We start from the raw sequence: 20,760 nt of genomic DNA, 5'->3' as shown, positions 1-20,760 counted from the left end.
GCGGTTACTGGCGGACTTCGCCGTGCCCGAACACGACGTACTTCAGACTCGTCAGGCCCTCAAGACCCACCGGGCCGCGCGCATGGAGCTTGTCGTTCGAGATGCCGATCTCAGCGCCCAGACCAAACTCGAAGCCGTCGGCAAATCGCGTGCTGGCATTGATCATCACGCTCGCTGAATCGACTTCGCGCAGGAATTGCATCGCAGCAGTGTAGTCCTCAGTCACGATGGCGTCGGTATGATGCGAGCCGTAACGATTGATGTGCTCAATGGCCAGCGCAAGGCCGTCGACGATCTTGATCGCCAGCACCGGTGCGAGGTATTCCGTTGACCAGTCTTCCTCAGTCGCCGACACCACGCCCGTCACACCGGCATCGCCCAGCACCTTCAGCGTTCGTTCGCAACCACGCAACTCGACCTGCTTGCCCTGGAACATGCGGGCAATGGCTGGCAACTGGCCGATGGCCTGCTGATCGACGAGCAATGTCTCCATCGTGTTGCAGGTGCCGTAGCGGTGCGTCTTCGCGTTCTCGCAAATCGCGAGCGCCTTCGCCGGATCGGCGCGGCCGTCAACGTAGACGTGGCAAATGCCATCAAGGTGCTTGATCATCGGCACACGGGCGTCCTGCATCAGACGCGCAATCAGGCTTTTGCCGCCGCGCGGCACGATCACGTCGACGTACTCGGTCATGGTGATGAGTTCACCAACAGCCGCGCGGTCGGGCGTGCTCACCACCTGCACGGCGTCGCCAGGCAAACCGGTCGCCGCAAGCGCCTGAGCAATGAGGGCAGCGAGCGCGGTGTTGCTCTCGATGGCTTCGGACCCGCCACGCAGAATGGTCGCATTGCCCGACTTGAGGCAAAGCGCTGCGGCGTCGATGGTCACATTGGGACGCGACTCGTAAATGATGCCGATGACACCCAGCGGCACTCGCATCTGGCCGACCTGAATGCCGCTCGGCTGCACGCGCACATTACTGATCTCACCGATGGGGTCGGACAGGCTGGCAATTTGGCGCAGCCCTTCGATCATCGTGCGCAGCGCCTTGTCGGACAGCGTAAGACGGTCGATGAACGCGGCGTCCTGACCGTTGGCACGCGCGCGCTCAAGATCGCGGCGGTTCACGTCCTGCAACTTGGCACCATCGCGTTCGATGGCATCCGCAATCGCGAGCAACGCGCGATTCTTGGCGGCAGTGTCGGCACGCGCCATGGCGCGCGACGCCTCACGGGCACGCTGGCCCAGCGATTGCATGTAGGCTTTGATATCCATTTCGTCGGTTCGGCAGTTCTTTGGGCGACTCGGTCGCCTTTGCATTCTGTTGGCTGCCGGTGCGGGCAGCCGACGGTGGCGGGAATTGGGGCGCGGTCTACGCGTGCACCGGACGGGGTGCGCGAGCGGAGCGCGCCATCGGCGGTCGCTCGCCCGCGAGCAGCAGACCGAGCTGCAGCATGCCGTCCCATGGGTCGCCAGGCAAGCCGTCGGCGCGCAAGCCCTTGACCTGCCGGTCCAGACGCGCAGCCAACTGCAACGCTTGCGCCAGCATGGCCGGCGTGGCGCGATTCGCCGCCTGCTCCATCAAACGCTCACGCGGACCCCAGACTCGATATTCGCGCAACAACATGGCGAGCGGTTTGCCCGCCGCCATTCCGCGCGTGATCTTGGCAAGCGTGCGGACCTCTTCGGTCAACGCCCACAGCACCAGCGGAGCGGCCTCGCCTTCGCCGCGCAGGCCGTCAAGCATGCGGACCAGCCGGGCGGCGTCACCGGCCAGCACGGCTTCGCTGAGCTTGAAGACGTCGTAACGCGCGACATTCAGCACGGCATCCTGGACCTGCTCGAACGCCAGCACGCCCGGCGGGTACAGCAGGCCCAGCTTCTGAATTTCCTGATGCGCTGCGAGCAGGTTGCCTTCCACGCGGTCTGCGATGAACTGCAAGACGCGACGCCCCGGCTCACCGGCTTCAACTCGCTGTCCCTGCGCGGTGAGACGTTGGGCAATCCAGTCCGGCAGACGGCTCCGGTCGACCGGGTCGACCTTGATCGTGACACCGGCGCGATCGAGCGACGAGAACCAGTCGGACTTGGTCGCTGTGGCATCGAGCCGTGGCAGCGTGATGATCGTCAGCACGTCGCTGTTGGCGGCATCGGCATGCGCCTTGAGCGCGGCGCCTCCGTCCTTGCCGGGCTTTCCACCGGGAATGCGCAATTCGATGAGCTTGCGGTCGCCGAACAGCGACATCGACTGCCCGGCATTCGCAAGGGCCCCCCAATCGAAGCTGCGCTCGACGCTGAGCACATCGCGCTCGGTGAAGCCTCCCGCACGCGCTGCCGCGCGCACGCGATCCACCGCCTCCTGCACGAGCAGACTCTCATCGCCGTAGATCGTATAGATCGGCGAGAGTGTTTTGGCGAGATGCGCGTCGAGCGCGTCGGGACGCAGTTGCATAACGGTAGGCGTTACTCTTCCGGCTTCTTCGCCGGCATGGATTTCACGGCTTCCATACGGCGGATGATCTGGGCTACGGCGTCCTTCTGCATGTCCCGGCTGAGCAACGCGGCTTCCGCGTCTCGCGCAGTCGTTTCGCTGTCGCTATACGGCAAATTTCGCGTCAGGCGAATCGTGCTCAACGGAATGATCGGCGTTCCATCTGGCGTCACAAGCTGGAAGGTGAACGCGCTGCGCATTTCGTACTCACGCGCCTGACCATTCGCGTCGAGACTGACGGCCGAGCGTGACGACGTGGTGTTCACGATTTCCAGCCGGGCATCGGCGTCCTTGGGTTCGGTCACAACCACCGTTCCCTTGCTTCCGTAGCGGATGTAGCGCGAGATGTCGGTCGCCATCTGACCACCGCCCGAGATGTACAGACGGTGGAACGCATACTCGCTTGCGCCACGCAGCTGGAAGCCGCACGCGGATAGCGCCAACGCGCAGCCCAGCATAGCGATCCAGCCGAAAATCCTGCGCGTCACACCGACGCCTCGTTGCCCGGATGTCATTTGCACGTGATGTGCCCTCTTGTCACCAAACGTCATCAAATCATCGACCAGCAGTAGTGGCTAACGTCTCAGACCACGACGTTCACGAGACGGCCCGGCACGACGATGACCTTCTTCACCGGCTTGCCTTCGCCGAACTTGGCCGTCATTTCGTGCGCCAGCGCGGCTTGCTCGATGACCTCGCGAGAAGCGTCCTTCGCCACACGCACGGCGCCACGCACCTTACCGGCCACCTGCAGCACAAGTTCGATTTCGTCTTGCACCAGCGCGGCTTCGTCGACTTCCGGCCACGAGGCGTCCAGCAGATCGCCCTGTTGCGCCGCGTAACCCAACTCGACCCACAGGCCGTGCGTGATGTGAGGCACCACCGGGTACAGCACGCGCAGCAGAATGCCGTAGCATTCGCGCACCGCACCGGCACCCGCCGCCCCCTTGTCGCTCTCGATCGCGTTGAGCATCTTCATCGCCGCCGACACGACCGTGTTGTACTGCACACGCTGGTAGTCGTAGTTGGCCTGCTTGAGCACGCTATGAATCTCGAGACGCAGCGCCTGAGCCGCCGGGTTGGCCGCATCGATAGCGGCGTCCGTCTGGCGCAGCAGCGCAGCCTGCGACTGACCGAAGCCCCACAGACGTCGCAGGAAGCGGCTCGCGCCTTCAACACCCGCGCCCGACCACTCGAGCTGTTGCTCCGGCGGCGCCGCGAACATCACGAACAGACGCGCCGTATCGGCACCGTACTGATCGATCAGCGACTGCGGATCTACACCGTTGTTCTTTGACTTCGACATCTTCTCGATGCCGCCGAGCGTCACGTCGGCCCCATCGGCCTTCGACGTCGCACGGGTCGGACGGCCCTTGTCGTCGAACTGCACTTGCACGTCGAGCGGGTTGAACCACGTCTTCTTGCCCGAGGCGTCTTCACGATAGAAGGTCTCATTGAGCACCATGCCCTGCGTGAGCAGGTTCTGCGCCGGCTCCTTGAAGTTCACCAGCCCCAGATCGCGCATGACCTTGGTCCAGAAGCGCGAATACAACAGGTGAAGAATCGCGTGCTCGATGCCGCCAATGTACTGATCCATCGGCATCCAGTAATTGGTGCGCTCGTCGACCATCTTGTCGGCATCCGGGCAGGCATAGCGCGAGAAGTACCACGACGAGTCCACGAACGTGTCCATCGTATCGGTCTCACGGCGTGCCGGCTTGCCGCACTTCGGGCAATCGCACTTGAGAAACGCTTCGGACTTGGCCAGCGGGTTGCCGGTGCCGTCCGGCACGAGATCTTCAGGCAGCACGACCGGCAGATCCTTCTCGGGGACCGGCACGGCACCGCACGCGTCGCAATGAATGATCGGGATCGGTGTGCCCCAGTAGCGCTGACGCGAAATACCCCAGTCGCGCAAACGGAACGTGACCTGCTTGTCACCCGCGCCTTTCGCCTTGAGATCCGCGGCAATCGCGTCGACGGCGGCCGCAAAGCCCAGGCCATCGTACTTGCCACTGTTGATCAGCGTGCCGCTTTCCTTGTCGCCATACCAGGCTTGCCAAGCGTCCGTCGAGTACGTTTCGCCAGCGACCGCGACGACCTGTTTGATCGGCAGGCCATACTTGCGCGCGAACGCGAAGTCGCGCTCGTCATGCGCAGGCACACCCATCACCGCGCCCTCGCCGTAACCCATCAGCACGTAGTTGCCGATCCAAACTTCGACCTTCTCGCCCGTGAGCGGGTGCGTGACGAAGAAGCCCGTCGGCATCCCTTTCTTTTCCATCGTGGCGATGTCGGCTTCCGCCACGCCGCCCTGCTTGCACTCGGCGATGAACGCCTGCAAGTCAGGTCGCTCGGCCGCCAGACGCGTGGCCAGCGGATGCTCAGCCGCAATCGCGCAGAAGGTCACGCCCATGATCGTGTCGGCACGCGTGGTGAACACGCGCAGCAACTTGCTCTCGCCATCGAGCTCGTACGGGAAGCCAAAGTTCACGCCGAAGCTCTTGCCGATCCAGTTCTGCTGCATCACCTTCACGCGCTCGGGCCAGCCGAGTTCGTCCAGATCACGGAGCAACTCATCGGCGTAATCGGTGATGCGCATGTAATACATCGGGATTTCGCGCTTTTCCACCAGCGCGCCCGAACGCCAGCCACGACCGTCGATCACCTGCTCGTTGGCGAGCACGGTCTGATCGATCGGATCCCAGTTCACAGTGCCCGTCTTCAGATAGGCGACGCCCTTCTCGAGCATCTTGAGGAACAGCCACTGGTTCCAGCGGTAGTACTCCGGCTTGCAGGTAGCAATTTCGCGCGACCAGTCGACCGCCACGCCGATCGCCTGCATCTGCTTCTTCATGTACTCAATGTTGTCGTACGTCCACTTGGCCGGCGGCACGCCGTTGGCCATGGCCGCGTTTTCCGCCGGCATACCGAAAGCGTCCCAGCCCATCGGCATCAGCACGTTGTAGCCGCGCATACGCATCTGACGGTACATCACGTCGTTGATGGTGTAGTTGCGCACGTGTCCCATATGCAGCTTGCCCGACGGATACGGCAGCATCGAGACGCAATAGAATTTCTGTTTGTCCGCGCGCTCGGTGGTCTTGTAGGCATCGATCGCGCGCCAGTGGGACTGGGCGAAGGCTTCGACGTCGGCGGGAACGTATTTTTCTTGCATGATGGGTCGGCGGATAGGATTCGGCTCGGTCTTCCCCCGCTGGCATGCGGGCGCGATTGCGCAGCACGCAGCACTTTCAGGGCAGATCCGGGGAAAACGATGATTATAACGCCGCCGGGAGCGGATTCGGCGCGACGGCTGCGAGGGGATGCGGCCTTTGGGTCACTTTGACTCCGAAGCCCGTCGATGCGTTGTGCGATCTGCGGTGGAGGGCACCCGTTCTGAAGGCTTCAGGAGCCGCTCGTGCGCATCTTATGAGATGCGCACGGGCGGCAACCCGGCCGGAAGCCTACGCTGAATCAGCGTAGGCCTAGCACGTCCTGCATATCGAACAGGCCGGTCTTGTGTTGCGCAAGGAAGCGGGCAGCACGCAAGGAACCCTGCGCGTACGACAGACGGCTCGACGACTTGTGCGTGATTTCGATGCGCTCACCGATACCGGCAAACAGCACCGTGTGATCGCCAACGATATCGCCGCCGCGCACGGTGGCGAAACCGATGGTCGACGGATCGCGCTCACCGGTCACACCTTCGCGACCATAGACCGCGCATTCCTTCAGATCGCGGCCCAATGCCTCGGCCACGACTTCGCCCATGCGCAGCGCCGTGCCGGACGGCGCATCCACCTTGTGGCGATGGTGGGCTTCGATGATCTCGATGTCGTAGCCGGTATTCAGGATCTTGGCAGCGATTTCGAGCAGCTTGAACGTGGCGTTCACGCCGACGCTCATGTTCGGCGCGAATACGACGGCCACACGCTCAGCCCCCTCAGCCAGACGCACCTTGTCCTCTTCCGAGAAGCCCGTGGTGCCGACGATCATCTTCACGCCGTGCTTTTCGGCGGCGGCCAGATGCGCCAGCGTCCCTTCAGGGCGAGTGAAGTCGATCAGGTATTCGGCGTTGGCAAGCGCGGCATCGAGATCTGCGGTGATTTTCACACCAGTCTCGCGACCCAGGAACGCGCCAGCATCGTGACCCAGCGCCGGACTGCCCTCACGGTCGAGGGCACCGACCAGTTCCGCGTCATCGGCAGCCAACACGGTTTCGATCAGCATCCGGCCCATACGGCCAGAGGCGCCAGCAATCGCAATTTTCATCATCGTGATTCTTTATTCTTCCAACAGCTTACTTGGGCGCCGAGAACAGGCCGCCACCAGAGGTCACACGCGGCGACGGGACAAGCCCCGTACCGGAAGACGTGCCGGCGCTGCCCGATGCGCTGTTGCCGGCAGCCGGGGCTGCCTGCGAGGCTTGCGAGGCGGCGTCTGTCGACACCGTCGCGACGTTCGCTGCCGCAGGTGCTGCGGTCGGTGCGACGGCGGCAGCATCCGGCGACGGCGCAGCGGCCTCGGCGGCAGCAGCACTTGCTGTCGACGGCGCAGGTGCGTCGGTCTTCACGGTCTTGCCCTTCTGACCGTCGATTTCCTGGACCAGTTGGTACTCGGTCGGCAAGTTTTCGCCGCCTTCCCAACGTGCCAGCGTATCGCCGTCGAAATAGACCTTCAGATGGCGCTCCTGCACCACCGAGGCGTTGCCGCGCTTGAAGTAGAAAACGTAGTCCCAGCGGTTGGCGTGGAATAGGTCCGTTAGCAGCGGCGTGCCGAGCAACTGACGCACCTGATCGCGCGTCATGCCGGCCTTGAGCTGGTCATAGGCCTCTTTCGAGACGAAGTTGCCTTGAACGATGTTGATTCGATACGGCGTTACCACGCCGATCACTTTGTCGGTCACGCTGTCGTACGTCGAGCAGCCGGCCAGCGCCAGGAATGCCGCCGCAGCACAGACGGAGAACGGAAGGGAGAGATAACGACGCAAATCTGACTCGCTTTCAAAAAAATCGAACTTGACTCCGGCACGCCGGGCGCGCCGCCACATCGCCCCTGTTGACGGCATTTACCGTCCCGTTTGCCCCGGTTTGCACCCGAGCAAGGCAAAAAGGCATTATTATTGGGGCTGTATTGTACTCTAGGGACGTAGAGCGATGCCGAATCCCGCCGATTTGAAAAATATCGGACTGAAAGCCACGCTTCCGCGCCTGAAAATTCTGGAGATTTTTCAGAGTAGTCAGGTGCGCCATCTGACCGCTGAAGACGTTTATCGTCATCTGCTCAATGAAAACCTCGATATCGGCCTCGCCACGGTCTACCGTGTGCTGACCCAATTCGAGCAAGCCGGACTATTGTCGCGCAGCAACTTTGAATCCGGCAAGGCCGTTTTCGAACTCAATGAGGGCACTCACCACGATCACCTGGTGTGCCTTGACTGCGGCCGAGTCGAAGAGTTCTTCGACGCAGAGATCGAAAGCCGCCAGAAGATGATTGCCAAGGAACGAGGCTTCGCGCTTCAGGAACACTCGCTCGCCATGTACGGGAGTTGCACAAAGAACCCGTGCCCACACCGTCTGAAAAACTGACCCGCCGCCAGTCCCCTCTACCCGAGAGTTTTGGGAAGCCGCACATCATCGTGCGGCGACGATCTGGATTAATACGCTACGCATGTTGCGGATAGGCGAACCGAAAAAAGCCCGATGGATACCGTCGGGCTTTTTTCGGTTCGCCTATCCGGCAAATGCCGTCTGCTTACTTCGCCGACATCAGCGCGACCGTCGTGTCGAGCATGCGGTTCGAGAAGCCCCACTCGTTGTCGTACCACGAGCTGACCTTCACCAGACGACCCGACACCTTGGTCAGCGTGCCGTCGAAGTTCGACGAGGCCGGATTGTGGTTGAAGTCAACCGACACCAGCGGTGCGGTGTTGTACGTAGCGATGGCCTTCAGCGGACCTTCCGCCGCTTCCTTCAGAATCGCGTTGACTTCGTCCACCGTCGTGTCGCGCTTGGCGATGAACGACAGGTCAACGATCGACACGTTGATCGTCGGAACGCGGATGGCGTAGCCGTCGAGCTTGCCGTTGAGTTCCGGCAACACCAGACCAACGGCCGAAGCGGCACCCGTCTTGGTCGGGATCATGCTCATCGTGGCCGAACGCGCGCGACGCAGGTCTTCGTGATACACGTCCGTCAGCACCTGATCGTTGGTGTAAGCGTGAACGGTCGTCATCAGGCCCGTTTCCAGACCGATCTTCTCGTGCAGCGGCTGCACCAGCGGTGCCAGGCAGTTCGTGGTGCACGAAGCGTTCGAGATGACCGTGTCGGTCGCCTTGAGCACGCCTTCGTTCACGCCGAACACGATGGTGGCGTCCACATCCTTGCCGCCCGGGGCCGAGATGATGACCTTCTTCGCGCCGCCCTTCAGGTGAGCACTGGCCTTTTCCTTCGTGGTGAAGAAGCCCGTGCACTCGAGCACGACGTCAACGCCCAGCTCGCCCCACGGCAGTTCGGCCGGGTTACGGTTGGCCAGCACGCGGATCTTGTCGCCGTTGACGACCATGAAGTCGCCGTCGACCGACACCGTGCCCGGGAACTTGCCGTGCGCCGTGTCGTACTGCGTCAGGTGAGCGTTCGTCTGTGCATTGCCGAGATCGTTGATGGCGACGATTTCGATGTCGTGCTTCTTACCACCTTCGTAGTGGGCGCGAAGTACGTTGCGGCCGATACGGCCGTAGCCGTTGATAGCGACGCGAATGGTCATGGGGGTTTCTCCGTAAGGTCTAACGAAATCAGCCAAGCACGGACTTGACCGTCGCGACCACGTGGTCGACGGTGAAGCCGAAGTGTTTGAACAGCACGCCGGCCGGAGCCGACTCGCCGAAGGTATCGATACCGACCACGCCGCCTTCCAGGCCGACGTACTTATGCCAGAACGCCGTGACACCGGCTTCAATGGCCACACGCGGCACGCCGCGCGGCAACACGCTCTCGCGATACGCCTTGTCCTGACGATCGAACACGTTGGTCGACGGCATGGACACGACACGCGCCGCGATCCCCTCGGCAGCCAGTGCTTCGGCGCCCTTGAGGGCCAGATCCATTTCCGAGCCGGTCGCGATCAGTACGATTTGCGGCTTCGCCACGTCACGCAGCACGTAGCCGCCGCGACGGATGTTGGCGATCTGCGCGTCGTCACGCGCGACGAACGGCAGGTTCTGACGGCTGAGCACGAGACTCGACGGGCCATCGTGACGCTCCACCGCAGCCACCCACGCGACCGCCGTCTCCGTCGTATCGCACGGACGCCACAAGTCCATTTGCGGGATCAGGCGCAGGCTCGAGACGTGCTCGATAGACTGGTGCGTCGGGCCGTCTTCGCCCAGACCGATCGAGTCGTGCGTGAACACGAAGATCGAACGCAACTTCATGAGCGCCGCCATGCGCAGCGCATTGCGGCTGTAGTCGGAGAACGTCAGGAACGTGCCGCCGAACGGGATGTAACCGCCGTGCAGCGCAATGCCGTTCATGATGGCGCTCATGCCGAACTCGCGCACACCGTAGTTGATGTGATTGCCGAACTGCACGCCGTCCGCGTTCGCACGCACGGCCTTGCTGGCCTTCCAGTTCGTCAGGTTCGAGCCGGTCAGGTCAGCCGAGCCGCCCAGGAATTCCGGCAGCACTGCGGCCAGGCCCTCAATGGCAAGCTGCGACGCCTTGCGCGTCGCCACCGTCTCGGCCTTCTCGTTGGTCTTGGCAACGAAGGCGGCGGCGGCCGACTTGAAGTCGCCCGGCAGTTCACCCTTCATGCGTCGCTCGAACTCGGCAGCTTCTGCCGGGAACTGGCTGCGATACGCGGCAAAACGCTCGTTCCACGCAGCCTCGGCTCGCTGACCCGCAGCCTTCGCATCCCATGCGGCGTAGACCTCGGCCGGCACTTCGAACGGCGGCAGGTTCCAACCCAGCGCAGCGCGCGTGGCGGCGATTTCGTCGGCGCCGAGCGGGGCGCCGTGCACGTCGTGACCGCCCTGCTTGTTCGGCGCGCCCTTGCCGATGAGCGTCTTGCAGCAGATCAGCGTCGGACGATCCGACGTCTTGGCTTGTGCGATGGCAGCGTCGACGGCGTCGGCATCGTGACCGTCGATGCCGCGAATCACGTTCCAGCCGTACGCTTCGAAGCGCTTGGGCGTGTCGTCGGCAAACCAGTACTCGACGTCGCCGTCGATCGAGATGCCGTTATCGTCGTACAGCGCGATGAGCTTGTTCAGACGCAGCGTACCTGCGAGCGAGCAGGCTTCGTGCGAGATGCCTTCCATCAGGCAACCATCGCCGAGGAACGCATACGTATAGTGGTCAACAATGTCGTTGCCCGGGCGATTGAATTCCTTGGCGAGCAGTGCCTCGGCGAGCGCAAAGCCCACGGCATTGGTGATGCCCTGGCCCAGCGGCCCCGTGGTCGTCTCGACGCCCGGGGTGATACCCACTTCGGGGTGACCCGGCGTCTTGCTGTGCAGTTGACGGAAGTGCTTCAGTTCTTCGAGCGGCAGGTCGTAGCCCGTCAGATGCAGCAGCGAATAGATGAGCATCGAACCGTGGCCGTTCGACAGCACGAAGCGGTCGCGATCGAACCAGTGCGGATTGACGGGGTTGTGTTTGAGATGACGGCCCCAGAGAGCGACCGCGATATCGGCCATGCCCATCGGCGCGCCAGGGTGACCGGAGTTGGCCTGTTGGACCGCATCCATGGAGAGGACGCGAATGGCAGAGGCCATCAGTGCAGCCGTAGCAGAAGAGGAGTTCGTCATGGTGACCAGCCGGAAGAGCGGGCGTGCCCCGTTGCCGCGAGCTGCCGCGCGAAATTCAATTGCAGAGAAAGACCGAGATTTTACCAGATACGACACCTGCCCGGGTCGTTAGCGGCGAACTTCCCCAACCGGCGGGAACGTGGAATCATGCGAGTAAGTGACGTGATCACTCCAAATTAGAGGAAGTTGCCCTGCCAATGTCCGCCAAACGTGACGTCCCCGCACACGAATCCGGCATCGCGCCGTCCCCTTGCACGGCGCCCCTCGGGCAATGGGCCAGCTATGCGTTCGTCGCGCGTCCCGTGTTCGCCACGACGTCTGCCCACCAGCACATCGAAGTCGTCGATCTGCCTGCATTCGGCGCACTCGGACGCGCTTATCGCCTCGATGGCCGGTTCATGGCTTCGCTCGCCGATGCGCATATCTGCCACGAATGCATGGTGCACCCCCTGTTGCTTGCCCACGGCAGCGCCGCACGCGTGCTGATACTCGGCGGAGGTGACGGCGGTTCGGCGCGCGAAGCGTTACGCCATGCGAGCGTGCGTGAGGTCGTCGTTGCCGAACTTGATGCTCAGGTGCCGGCCACCGTCCTGCAACACATGCCGGCGCTGGCCGATGGGGCATTCGACGATCCGCGCACCACGCTCGTCATCGGCGACGCCCGGGATCTCGTGGATGCCGCACTCGCGCAGGGCGAGCGATTCGACGCCGTGATTTTTGACCTGACAGAAGCCGACGGCGACGCAGCCACGCTGCACGATGCCGCGTTCTTCGTCAAAGTCCGCACGTTACTCGGTTCGCGGGGTGGCATCGCTCTGCAACTGGGGGCGCCTTGGTTCGAGGGCGATCAGGTTCGAGGCATGCTCGACGCGCTGCGCTCGGTGTTCGCCTGCGTCCAGCCCATGACAACGTACGTGCCGCTTTACGGCACGCAATGGGCCCTGGCATTCGCCAGCGATTCACTCGATGTGCGCGACAACACCCCCGACACCCTGCCGGACGCACTGCAACCCTTGCGCCACTACTCGCCATCCCGGCACGCTGCGCTGTTCGACATTGCACCGGAGTTGACGTCCGTGCTTGGCGGTGCGCCGGCTCACCCCGCAACGAGATGACGCGCTGCGAGTGAAGCAGACGCGCGTTCCTTGTATATTGAGGGCTAGTCACGACCGTCGGCACCCCGTGCTCCCCTCCCCCGTTTTCGGGACGCGCGCCCATTGCCCCCGCCGGCGAGCCCACCGGAGCACAGTCATGTCCGATCCCCGCCCATCCCATGTGCCGTGGTTGACGCCCTATCTGACCGTGCGCGATGCCCGAGCGGCCGCAGCATTCTATGAGCAGGCGTTCGGTTTCACGGTGCACGACATGGTGGACGACGACGGTGCGGTCATGCACGTCGAGATGTTCTATCGGGGGCAACTGATCCTGATGTTCGCTCCCGAAGGTGCGTTTGCGAGCACGGCACGTACGCCGCGCACTTCAGGTGTAGAAGCGCCGCAGAGCTTCTATGTGTATACGGAGGACGTCGATGCGCTATACGCACGCGCCATTGCCGCCGGAGCGAAGGGGCTGATGCCACCCAGCGATCAATTCTGGGGGGATCGCTTCTGCCAGTTGGAGGACCCTGACGGGTATCGCTGGGGCTTCGCCCGGCCCGTTGCATCGCGCGGCTGAGTACGCGCTCCGATGGCATTGGGGTATGCTTCTGTCCCCAACGTCCTGCCGCACAGCCCTTCTTCGCCTTTCGCCCGTATGCCTCGCTTTTTCATCGATGCGCCATTGCACGCCGGCGCCCTGCTTGACCTCCCCGACACCGTGGTTCGTCACGCTCAGGTATTGCGTCTGAAAACAGGCGACGCACTCACGCTGTTCAACGGCACGGGCGGCGAGTTTCCCGCCGTACTCGCGACACTGGAAAAACGTCACGCGACGGCGCAACTCGGGGAGCACGATACCCGTGAAGCGGAAACGCCTTATCGCGTCACGCTGGCGCAGGGTATCGCCGGCGGCGACAAGATGGACTGGCTGATCGAAAAGGCCATCGAACTCGGTGTCACGGACATTCAGCCGCTTGCCACCGAACGCTCGGTCATTCGCCTTGACGCGGAACGCGCCGCAAAGCGGGTTGCCCACTGGCAAGCGCTGGCACAGGCCGCTTGCGAGCAGTGCGGACGAAATCGGGTGCCGCGCATCCTGCCGATCCGCCCGATCACGACGTGGCTGCATGACCCGGAGACGGAGACGAACTACGGATGGCGTGTGCTATTGTCACCTAGAGCAGACAGCGATTTCGATTCGCTGCCGCGGGAAGTGCCGCCTCAACCTGGCGTGTTGCTCTTTGGCCCGGAAGGCGGGCTGGCACCTCAGGAAGAATCGCTCGCACGGGAGGCTGGCTTCACAGCCATTCGCTTGGGTGAACGTGTCTTGCGGACGGAAACGGCGGGAATGGCTGTACTCGCTGCTCTGGCCGCACGCTGGGGCGGTTGGTAAGCATAGACGACTCGAAAACGGCTTCTCAAGTCAAAAGGAGTAATTCCTCATGGGTATCCTCGATTCCATTCTCGGCGGCGTATCCGGCAATCAGGCCGGTGGCAATAGCGGCGGCGGGAATACCAAGATGTTGCTGCTGATGGGGTTACTGGCGATGATCGCCAGCCGCTCGGGCAATACGCAGGGCCAAGGCGGTCAAGGTGGCGACCTGCTCGGCTCGCTAGGCGGCGCACTCAGCGGGATGCTGGGTGGCGGTGCTGCCGCCAGCGGTGGCGGCGGTCTCGGCGGCCTGTTGGGACGCTTGCTGGGTGGTGCGCAGGCATCACAGCCGACGGGCTCGGGTGCGCCGGCGACCTCACCCGGCGATTTGGTCGGTGCGCTCGGCGGTCTGGGTGGCCTGACGCAGATGCTCGAGAACGGTGGGCTCGGCGACGCCGTGCGTTCTTGGGTCGGCACGGGAAGCAATCAGCCGGTCTCGGCCGATCAGGTAACCCAGGCGCTTGGCCCAGGCGGTCAACTGCAACAACTGGCCGATACCGCAGGCGTCAGCCAGGACGAAGCCGCACAGCAGTTATCTTCGCTTCTGCCGGAGGTCATCAATCACCTCACACCGAACGGCGATCTGCCGCAGGGTCAGTTGGATCTGGCAAGCCTCGCGCAAAAATTCCTCGGCGGCCATACCGGCTGACGTCACTGGCAGGCGGTACCCAGCCAGAAACGAAAAAAGGTCCGCAAAGCGGACCTTTTTTCTGGCGCCTGATCCGGCATCAAGTCACATCAGGGCGCGCATTTGACGACATCAGGCGGTGTTTTCACGAAAATTCACTGCCGATGAGTTGATTGATCATCAGGCAAACGAGTAAAAAACGCGGAAACTGATGCGGCGCTCCGACCAGAACTCAGCGGCATCGCGGAAGACGTCAAGCAGCGTTTCCCGGCCGTCCTTATCGAATTTCGTCACCACCGGCAATCCCTCCAGCACCACCACGAAACCGGGTTGAGGTCCCGCATGAGCGACCAGATCGGTGAGGCAATCGTGCAACGCATCGTAATTCTTCCCGAAATGCTTGGGGAACAGGAACGACGTGGCAATCGTCTCCAGCACCTCGGCCTTGCTCTGCGCCTGCGAACAATTCGCGTACAGGAAGTGCTGCCCGAGTCGCTCGGCCTCTGCGGCCAGTTCCGGCACGCGGAATGCGCGGATCGACTGCACAATATTCGGCCTGACGGTCTTGAAAAGACTCATATCTCCCTCTTCCGATAAGGTATGGCGGCGGCCAGCCCGCGCGACAGCATGCAGGCCCAGCACCTGCTTGAACAAGTTGCCCTCGCCCGCACCGAATGGATCTGCCATAAGATCTTTCCCGCGTTCCTGTGCGAAAACCGGCTCACTCATACTGCTGTCATTCCCTTATGCGTCTAAAGCTGTTGTAGTGGTCTTGGGTGTAGTAACACGGATCCACTGCGCGTTGGTCACCGCCACAGATGATGCGCCTGGCACCTCTATTGCGGGCACCGGGAGTCGACACCGTGTATTCATGGTAATAGCCGCGCGGCTTTTTGGGCAGGAGCTTTTCGTAGTTCCCGAACACAATGCCATCCTTGGCGTAAGGGAACGGCCCGCCCTGAGCAATCAGCGTCAGCGTGCGCTGCGCTTCGCGAGGCAACTCGGCAACGGATACCGCCGCCGTTTGATCCGTGACGTATGGCGCGGTTTCGCGCGCCACGGTATTGCCCGCCAGAAAAACACTACCAGCCGCCGTCAGCGCCACGATGCCCCGATGAAGCCAACGTGCCATTGTCATAGCTTGCCTGTCGTCCGACGCCGTTTTGCGTTGCGGACTCGTTCTGGTGGGTGAAGCCGTAAGGTTATCGCTATTGCTCACGAGAATCAATGTCGGCTTACATTTTGCAACCAAACTAGTCAACAAATTCACGAAAACACAGGGGTTTTCACGACAGTAAGCACCCACATGAACATATACGATGCGCGAAATGCGTCGCTAAAATGACAAAACGCCGCCCCGAACGGGTGCGGCGTTTTGTCGTTATCGTGGGGCAAACGGCGGTGAACCGCCTTGCGCCCCGGTCAGGTCAGCGCGTCTCTTGCTGCGCTGCCGCATCGGCCACCACCAGCGCGGCCATGTTGATAATGCGCCGCACCGTGGCCGATTCGGTCAGGATATGCACCGGCTTGGCCGCTCCCAACAGAATCGGGCCGATTGCCACATTGTTGCCCGCTGCCGTCTTGAGCAGGTTGTAGGCAATGTTTGCGGCGTCGATGTTCGGCATGACGAGCAGGTTGGCGGCACCGGTAAGCGTCGATTCCGGCATGATACGCGCGCGAAGCTCCGGGTCGAGCGCGCAATCGCCGTGCATTTCCCCATCAACCTCCAGTTCCGGCGCACGTTCTTGCAGAATCGCCAGCGTTTCGCGCATCTTGCGGGCACAATTCGCATCACTCGTGCCGAAGTTGGAGTGGGAGAGCAACGCGACCTTCGGCTGGATGCCGAAACGGCGAATCTCATCTGCCGCCATCAGCGTGATCTCGGCCAGCTCTTCGGCGCTCGGATCCTGATTGATGTGGGTGTCGACCAGGAATATCTGGCGATTCGGCAGAATCAGCGCATTCATCGCGGCATAGACATGCCCGCCCGCACGCTTGCCGATCACGCGATCGATGAAGTGCAGGTGACGGCCCGGTGTGGAAACCGTGCCGCAGATCATGCCGTCGGCCTCGCCCTTGCGAACCAGCATGGCGGCGATCAGCGTCGTGCGGCGGCGCATCTCGACACGTGCATACGACGCCGTGACACCCTTGCGGTTGGTCAACTGGTGATACGTTTCCCAGTAATCGCGATAGCGTTCGTCGTGCTCGGGGTTGACGACGGTGAAGTCGACCCCCGGCGTCAGACGCAGGCCATATTGCTCGATGCGGTGTTCGATCACCGCCGGGCGCCCCACCAGAATCGGCGTCGCAACGCGCTCATCCACGAGCACCTGCACGGCTCGCAGCACGCGCTCTTCCTCACCCTCGGCGAACGCAATGCGCTTCTTGTCGGCAGGCACGCTGCGCGCCACGGAGAACAGCGGCTTCATCAGACCGCCGCTGTGATACACGAACTGCTGGAGCGACTGCGAGTAGGCATCCACATCCGCGAGCGGTCGCGTCGCGACACCGGCGGCCATCGCCGCTTCGGCCACCGCCGTGGCGACCTTGACCAGAAGACGCGGATCGAACGGCTTCGGAATCAGGTACTCGGGACCGAACGACAGATTCTTGATACCGTAGGCCGACGCCACGATATCGCTCTGCTCCTGACGCGCCAGCTCGGCAAGCGCGTTCACGGCGGCGATTTCCATCGAACGCGTGATCGTGGTCGCGCCGACATCGATGGCCCCCCGGAAGATGAACGGGAAGCACAGGACGTTATTGACCTGATTCGGATAGTCGGTGCGGCCGGTCGCCATCACGCAATCCGGACGCACTTCCTTCGCGAGTTCCGGCGTGATTTCCGGATTCGGATTGGCCAGCGCGAAGATCAGCGGCTTATCGGCCATGGTCTTGACCATTTCCGGCTTGAGCACGCCAGCGGCCGACAGGCCAAGAAACACGTCTGCACCGCCAATCACCTCGGCGAGGCCGCGTGCGTCCGTCTTTTGCGAGAAACGGATCTTCTCCGGATCCATCAATTCGGTACGGCCCTCGTACACCACACCCGCCAGATCCGTCACCCAGACGTTCTCGATAGGCAGGCCCATGTCGACGAGCAGGTCCAGGCATGCGAGTGCGGCAGCGCCCGCGCCGGAGGTCACCACCTTCACCGATTTCAGGTCCTTGCCGACGACTTTCAGGCCGTTGATAAGGGCGGCGGCAACCACGATGGCCGTGCCATGCTGATCGTCGTGAAAGACCGGGATCTTCATGCGCTCGCGCAACTTGCGCTCCACGATGAAGCACTCGGGCGCCTTGATATCTTCAAGATTGATTGCGCCGAACGTCGGTTCCAGTGCCGCGATGATGTCGACGAGTTTTTCGGGGTCCTTCTCATCGATTTCGATATCGAACACGTCGATATTGGCGAACTTCTTGAACAGCACGCCCTTGCCTTCCATCACCGGCTTCGATGCCAGCGGACCGATGTCGCCCAGACCGAGCACTGCGGTGCCGTTCGAAATCACACCGACCAGATTGCCGCGCGCCGTGTAACGCGATGCATTGAGCGGATCGATAACGATTTCCTCACACGCGGCCGCAACGCCCGGCGAGTACGCCAGCGCGAGATCGCGCTGGTTGAGTAACTGCTTGGTCGGCGCGATAGCGATTTTGCCGGGAGTGGGGAATTCGTGATACTCGAGCGCAGCTTCGCGCAGTTTCGGATCGATCGGCGTGGGCATGAGGAAAGGCTCTTGGGCAAACAGGATGAGTCAAATTTTCACTGCGAATTGTAGCCCCATTTATTCACGTCATTTATGCAAAAAACGGATAAGGGCTGCACCCGCACTACGACACTTCCTCGACGATAGTGACCAGAAATCCGCGCGAATTCAACGCTGCATTGCACCATTGCTCGCGCTTTCGGACCACGGATGAAATTCGCCTCAGGTGTTGTCCGAAAGGACTATGAGAGCGAGGCTGAAATCCGCCGTCTCCTCGTTTGTCTGCTTGGGAAAGCGAAGACAGCCTCTTAGAATGGAACCTTGCGCTGCGCATTACCGCAGCCGTTTATTCATCGCCTGCCGCATGGCGTCTTGCGTTGCGCCGCCCCTGACTGCGCTGCAATGCCCCCGCCCAAGGCTGGCAACCGTGCCGGTGCCCATGACCACGACATCCCCGTCAACTTTGCCGCTGTCCGAGTTCTCGCTGATCGATCGCTTCTTCGCCCGTGCAACGCGTCAGGGTGAGCATGTGACGCTCGGCATCGGGGACGATTGCGCCCTGCTGAGTCCGCAGGCAGGCGAGCAACTTGCGATTTCGACCGACATGCTCGTAGAGGGCCGGCATTTTTTCGCAGGCGCCGATCCGCGCGCGCTCGGTCACAAGACACTCGCCGTCAACCTGTCGGATTTGGCCGCGATGGGTGCACGGCCGATGGGATTCACTTTGGCGCTCGCCCTGCCCGACAGCGATCCCGCCTGGCTTGCACCGTTCGCCGAAGGCCTCTCGGCGCTAGCCGATCATTATGCGTGCCCGCTCGTCGGCGGCGACACTACGCGCGGTCCGCGCAATCTCTGTGTGACCGTCTTCGGCAGTGTGCCAGCCGCCCAGGCGCTGCGGCGTGACGCCGCGCAACCCGGCGACGACATCTGGATCTCCGGCACCCTCGGCGACGCCCGGCTGGCACTCGGCGCATTACGGGGCGAGTGGCCGCTGCAAGACGACGATCTCGCGCTCGCGCGCCGCGCGATGGACTGGCCGGAACCTCAGATACCCCTCGGGCTGGCGCTGCGGGGCGTTGCCCGGGCCGCGCTGGACATCTCCGACGGGTTGCTCGGCGACCTCGGCCATATTTTGGAGCGCTCGAACGTGAGCGCGCAGGTAAACGTCGACGACCTGCCCCGTTCCGCCCTGCTTTCGTCGCAAACGCCCGCGATTCAACGGCTTTGTACGCTCGCAGGCGGCGACGACTATCAACTGTGCTTCTGCGCCGACAGTACGCAACGGCATCGAATTGCGGCGATTGGCGACGAACTCGGCATACGCCTCACGCGTATCGGTACAATAGCGCTTCCCGACGCGCGCCAAACGATGCTGCATCTTCATGACAAGACCGGCGCGGCCGTCGCTGCCGATTTCAAAAGTTTCGACCATTTCCAATGAGCACTGATCAAACGGCCGCCGTCAATCCGGGCAGTGGCCCGCGCCGGCCGACTTCGCGCTTCCTGCTGTCGCATCCCGCACACCTGTTCTCGCTCGGTTTCGGCACGGGCCTGTCGTCATTCGCGCCAGGCACCGTGGGAACGCTTTTCGGATGGGCGTCGTATCTGGTGCTCAATCTGTATCTGACAGTTACCGGCTGGGGCGTGTTGATTGCCGCATCCCTCATTGGCGGCGTCTGGATCTGCAGCTATACCGCGCACAAGCTCGGCACGCAGGACCCCAGCGCGGTCGTATGGGACGAGATCGTCGCGTTCTGGATCGTGCTGCTGTTCATTACCCCGGCGAGCTTCGGCGGCCAACTCGTGGCGTTCGTCCTGTTCCGCTTCTTCGATGCCGTCAAACCGCCGCCCATCAGCTACTTCGATCGTACGGTGAAGGGCGGCCTCGGTATCATGCTGGACGATCTCGTCGCCGCGTTCTGTACGCTGCTCGTGATTGCGCTGTGGCGCTCGATCTGAGCGAGTCGCTTACCGGTACGTCATCGCACCGGGACAGCACGCCATGCAAGGGCGCCACGCAAGTGCTGTGCATGCGCCCGTTACGTATTCGTTGCTTTGACTTTTTGAAGGCGTCGTCCCGTGGTCTCCGAACAAAATCTTCTGGCCCAACTGTCGGTGAAAGTCGGCAACCGTCTGCGTGACGAACGACTGATGCTCACGACGGCCGAGTCCTGCACCGGCGGCCTCGTCGCCGCAGCGATCACCGACATTTCCGGCAGCAGCAACTGGTTCGAGCGCGGCTTCGTCACCTATTCGAATCAAGCCAAATCCGAGATGATCGGCGTTCCGGCCGAACTGATCGGCAAGCACGGCGCCGTGAGCGAACCCGTGGCACGTGCCATGGCCGAAGGCGCACTGCTCAACAGCCGCGCGCAAGTTTCGCTGTCGATCACCGGCGTGGCCGGCCCGGGCGGCGGCACCCCCGACAAACCCGTGGGCATGGTGTGCTTCGGGTGGAGCAACCGCGTCACGACGATTGTCGAGACGAAGCACTTCAAGGGCGATCGCACCCAAGTGCGCAGTCAGGCCGCACAACACGCGCTGCGTGGCGTCATCGCGTTGCTCGACAAGGCAGAAGCGTAATCCGTCCCA

General features: G+C 62.5%; 19 protein-coding genes. 8 read left to right on the top strand and 11 right to left on the bottom strand.

What is annotated here, in order from left to right:
• Positions 1-4: 4 nt before the first annotated feature.
• The 6 genes from PBR20603_RS18585 to PBR20603_RS18560 form a co-directional block, all read right to left on the bottom strand.
• Positions 5-1,273 carry a glutamate-5-semialdehyde dehydrogenase gene (locus PBR20603_RS18585; RefSeq protein WP_150560974.1) on the bottom strand — a complete coding sequence of 423 codons (1,269 nt, stop codon included), beginning with the start codon at positions 1,271-1,273 and terminating at the stop codon, positions 5-7.
• 97 nt (positions 1,274-1,370) lie between these two features.
• Positions 1,371-2,450 (bottom strand): DNA polymerase III subunit delta, encoded by a 1,080-nt coding sequence (gene holA, locus PBR20603_RS18580; RefSeq protein WP_150560973.1) that lies wholly within the window; start codon positions 2,448-2,450, stop codon positions 1,371-1,373.
• Between the two features lie 11 nt (positions 2,451-2,461).
• A complete protein-coding gene (locus PBR20603_RS18575) occupies positions 2,462-2,977 on the bottom strand; it encodes an LPS-assembly lipoprotein LptE (RefSeq protein WP_174977971.1) in 516 nt (171 codons plus the stop codon).
• A gap of 95 nt (positions 2,978-3,072) precedes the next feature.
• Positions 3,073-5,667 (bottom strand): leucine--tRNA ligase, encoded by a 2,595-nt coding sequence (leuS, locus tag PBR20603_RS18570; protein WP_150560971.1) that lies wholly within the window; start codon positions 5,665-5,667, stop codon positions 3,073-3,075.
• A 299-nt stretch (positions 5,668-5,966) separates the two neighbouring features.
• The gene (gene dapB, locus PBR20603_RS18565; protein ID WP_150561036.1) at positions 5,967-6,764 is read right to left on the bottom strand and encodes a 4-hydroxy-tetrahydrodipicolinate reductase; all 798 of its coding nucleotides are present in this window, start codon (positions 6,762-6,764) and stop codon (positions 5,967-5,969) included.
• Between the two features lie 28 nt (positions 6,765-6,792).
• The gene (locus PBR20603_RS18560; protein WP_246174821.1) at positions 6,793-7,482 is read right to left on the bottom strand and encodes an outer membrane protein assembly factor BamE; all 690 of its coding nucleotides are present in this window, start codon (positions 7,480-7,482) and stop codon (positions 6,793-6,795) included.
• 166 nt (positions 7,483-7,648) lie between these two features.
• Here PBR20603_RS18560 and fur point away from each other — a divergent pair, with 166 nt between their 5' ends.
• Positions 7,649-8,080 (top strand): ferric iron uptake transcriptional regulator, encoded by a 432-nt coding sequence (gene fur / locus PBR20603_RS18555; RefSeq protein WP_150560970.1) that lies wholly within the window; start codon positions 7,649-7,651, stop codon positions 8,078-8,080.
• 166 nt (positions 8,081-8,246) lie between these two features.
• On the opposite strand, the gene gap is transcribed toward fur, so the two are convergent.
• Both gap and tkt read right to left on the bottom strand, forming a co-directional pair.
• Positions 8,247-9,257: a type I glyceraldehyde-3-phosphate dehydrogenase gene (gene gap / locus PBR20603_RS18550; RefSeq protein ID WP_150560969.1), complete on the bottom strand. Its 1,011-nt coding sequence runs from the start codon at positions 9,255-9,257 to the stop codon at positions 8,247-8,249.
• Positions 9,258-9,285: 28 nt separating this feature from the next.
• Entirely contained in the window at positions 9,286-11,298 is a 2,013-nt protein-coding gene (gene tkt, locus PBR20603_RS18545) for a transketolase (protein WP_150560968.1), read from the bottom strand.
• A 197-nt stretch (positions 11,299-11,495) separates the two neighbouring features.
• Between tkt and PBR20603_RS18540 the strand changes: the two genes are divergently transcribed.
• From PBR20603_RS18540 to PBR20603_RS18525, 4 genes are all read left to right on the top strand, one after another.
• On the top strand, positions 11,496-12,413 hold the full coding sequence (locus tag PBR20603_RS18540) for a spermine/spermidine synthase domain-containing protein (protein WP_150560967.1): 918 nt from the start codon (positions 11,496-11,498) through the stop codon (positions 12,411-12,413).
• A 136-nt stretch (positions 12,414-12,549) separates the two neighbouring features.
• Positions 12,550-12,972: a VOC family protein gene (locus tag PBR20603_RS18535; protein ID WP_150560966.1), complete on the top strand. Its 423-nt coding sequence runs from the start codon at positions 12,550-12,552 to the stop codon at positions 12,970-12,972.
• A gap of 78 nt (positions 12,973-13,050) precedes the next feature.
• The gene (locus tag PBR20603_RS18530; RefSeq protein WP_150560965.1) at positions 13,051-13,788 is read left to right on the top strand and encodes a 16S rRNA (uracil(1498)-N(3))-methyltransferase; all 738 of its coding nucleotides are present in this window, start codon (positions 13,051-13,053) and stop codon (positions 13,786-13,788) included.
• A gap of 49 nt (positions 13,789-13,837) precedes the next feature.
• Positions 13,838-14,476, top strand: a complete 639-nt coding sequence (locus PBR20603_RS18525; RefSeq protein WP_150560964.1) for a YidB family protein — start codon at positions 13,838-13,840, stop codon at positions 14,474-14,476.
• Between the two features lie 159 nt (positions 14,477-14,635).
• On the opposite strand, the gene PBR20603_RS18520 is transcribed toward PBR20603_RS18525, so the two are convergent.
• From PBR20603_RS18520 to PBR20603_RS18510, 3 genes are all read right to left on the bottom strand, one after another.
• Positions 14,636-15,184, bottom strand: coding sequence for a barstar family protein (locus tag PBR20603_RS18520; protein WP_150560963.1), 549 nt, complete (start codon positions 15,182-15,184; stop codon positions 14,636-14,638).
• Between the two features lie 7 nt (positions 15,185-15,191).
• Positions 15,192-15,587 carry a guanyl-specific ribonuclease gene (locus PBR20603_RS18515; RefSeq protein ID WP_150560962.1) on the bottom strand — a complete coding sequence of 132 codons (396 nt, stop codon included), beginning with the start codon at positions 15,585-15,587 and terminating at the stop codon, positions 15,192-15,194.
• A gap of 295 nt (positions 15,588-15,882) precedes the next feature.
• Complete coding sequence (locus PBR20603_RS18510) at positions 15,883-18,186, bottom strand: NADP-dependent malic enzyme (protein WP_150560961.1); 2,304 nt, start codon at positions 18,184-18,186, stop codon at positions 15,883-15,885.
• A gap of 421 nt (positions 18,187-18,607) precedes the next feature.
• On the opposite strand from PBR20603_RS18510, the gene thiL reads away from it, so the two are divergent.
• The 3 genes from thiL (at position 18,608) to PBR20603_RS18495 (ending at position 20,751) form a co-directional block, all read left to right on the top strand.
• Entirely contained in the window at positions 18,608-19,609 is a 1,002-nt protein-coding gene (gene thiL, locus PBR20603_RS18505) for a thiamine-phosphate kinase (protein ID WP_150560960.1), read from the top strand.
• Positions 19,606-20,127, top strand: a complete 522-nt coding sequence (locus PBR20603_RS18500; protein ID WP_150560959.1) for a phosphatidylglycerophosphatase A family protein — start codon at positions 19,606-19,608, stop codon at positions 20,125-20,127. Before thiL ends, PBR20603_RS18500 begins: the two co-directional genes overlap by 4 nt.
• Before the next feature lie 120 nt (positions 20,128-20,247).
• Complete coding sequence (locus tag PBR20603_RS18495; RefSeq protein ID WP_150560958.1) at positions 20,248-20,751, top strand: CinA family protein; 504 nt, start codon at positions 20,248-20,250, stop codon at positions 20,749-20,751.
• Positions 20,752-20,760 lie beyond the last annotated feature (9 nt).

Origin of the sequence: Pandoraea bronchicola, from assembly GCF_902459805.1 — a bacterium.
GTDB classification, from domain to species: Bacteria; Pseudomonadota; Gammaproteobacteria; order Burkholderiales; family Burkholderiaceae; genus Pandoraea; species Pandoraea bronchicola.
This window is presented reverse-complemented; position numbering and strand designations above follow the sequence as displayed.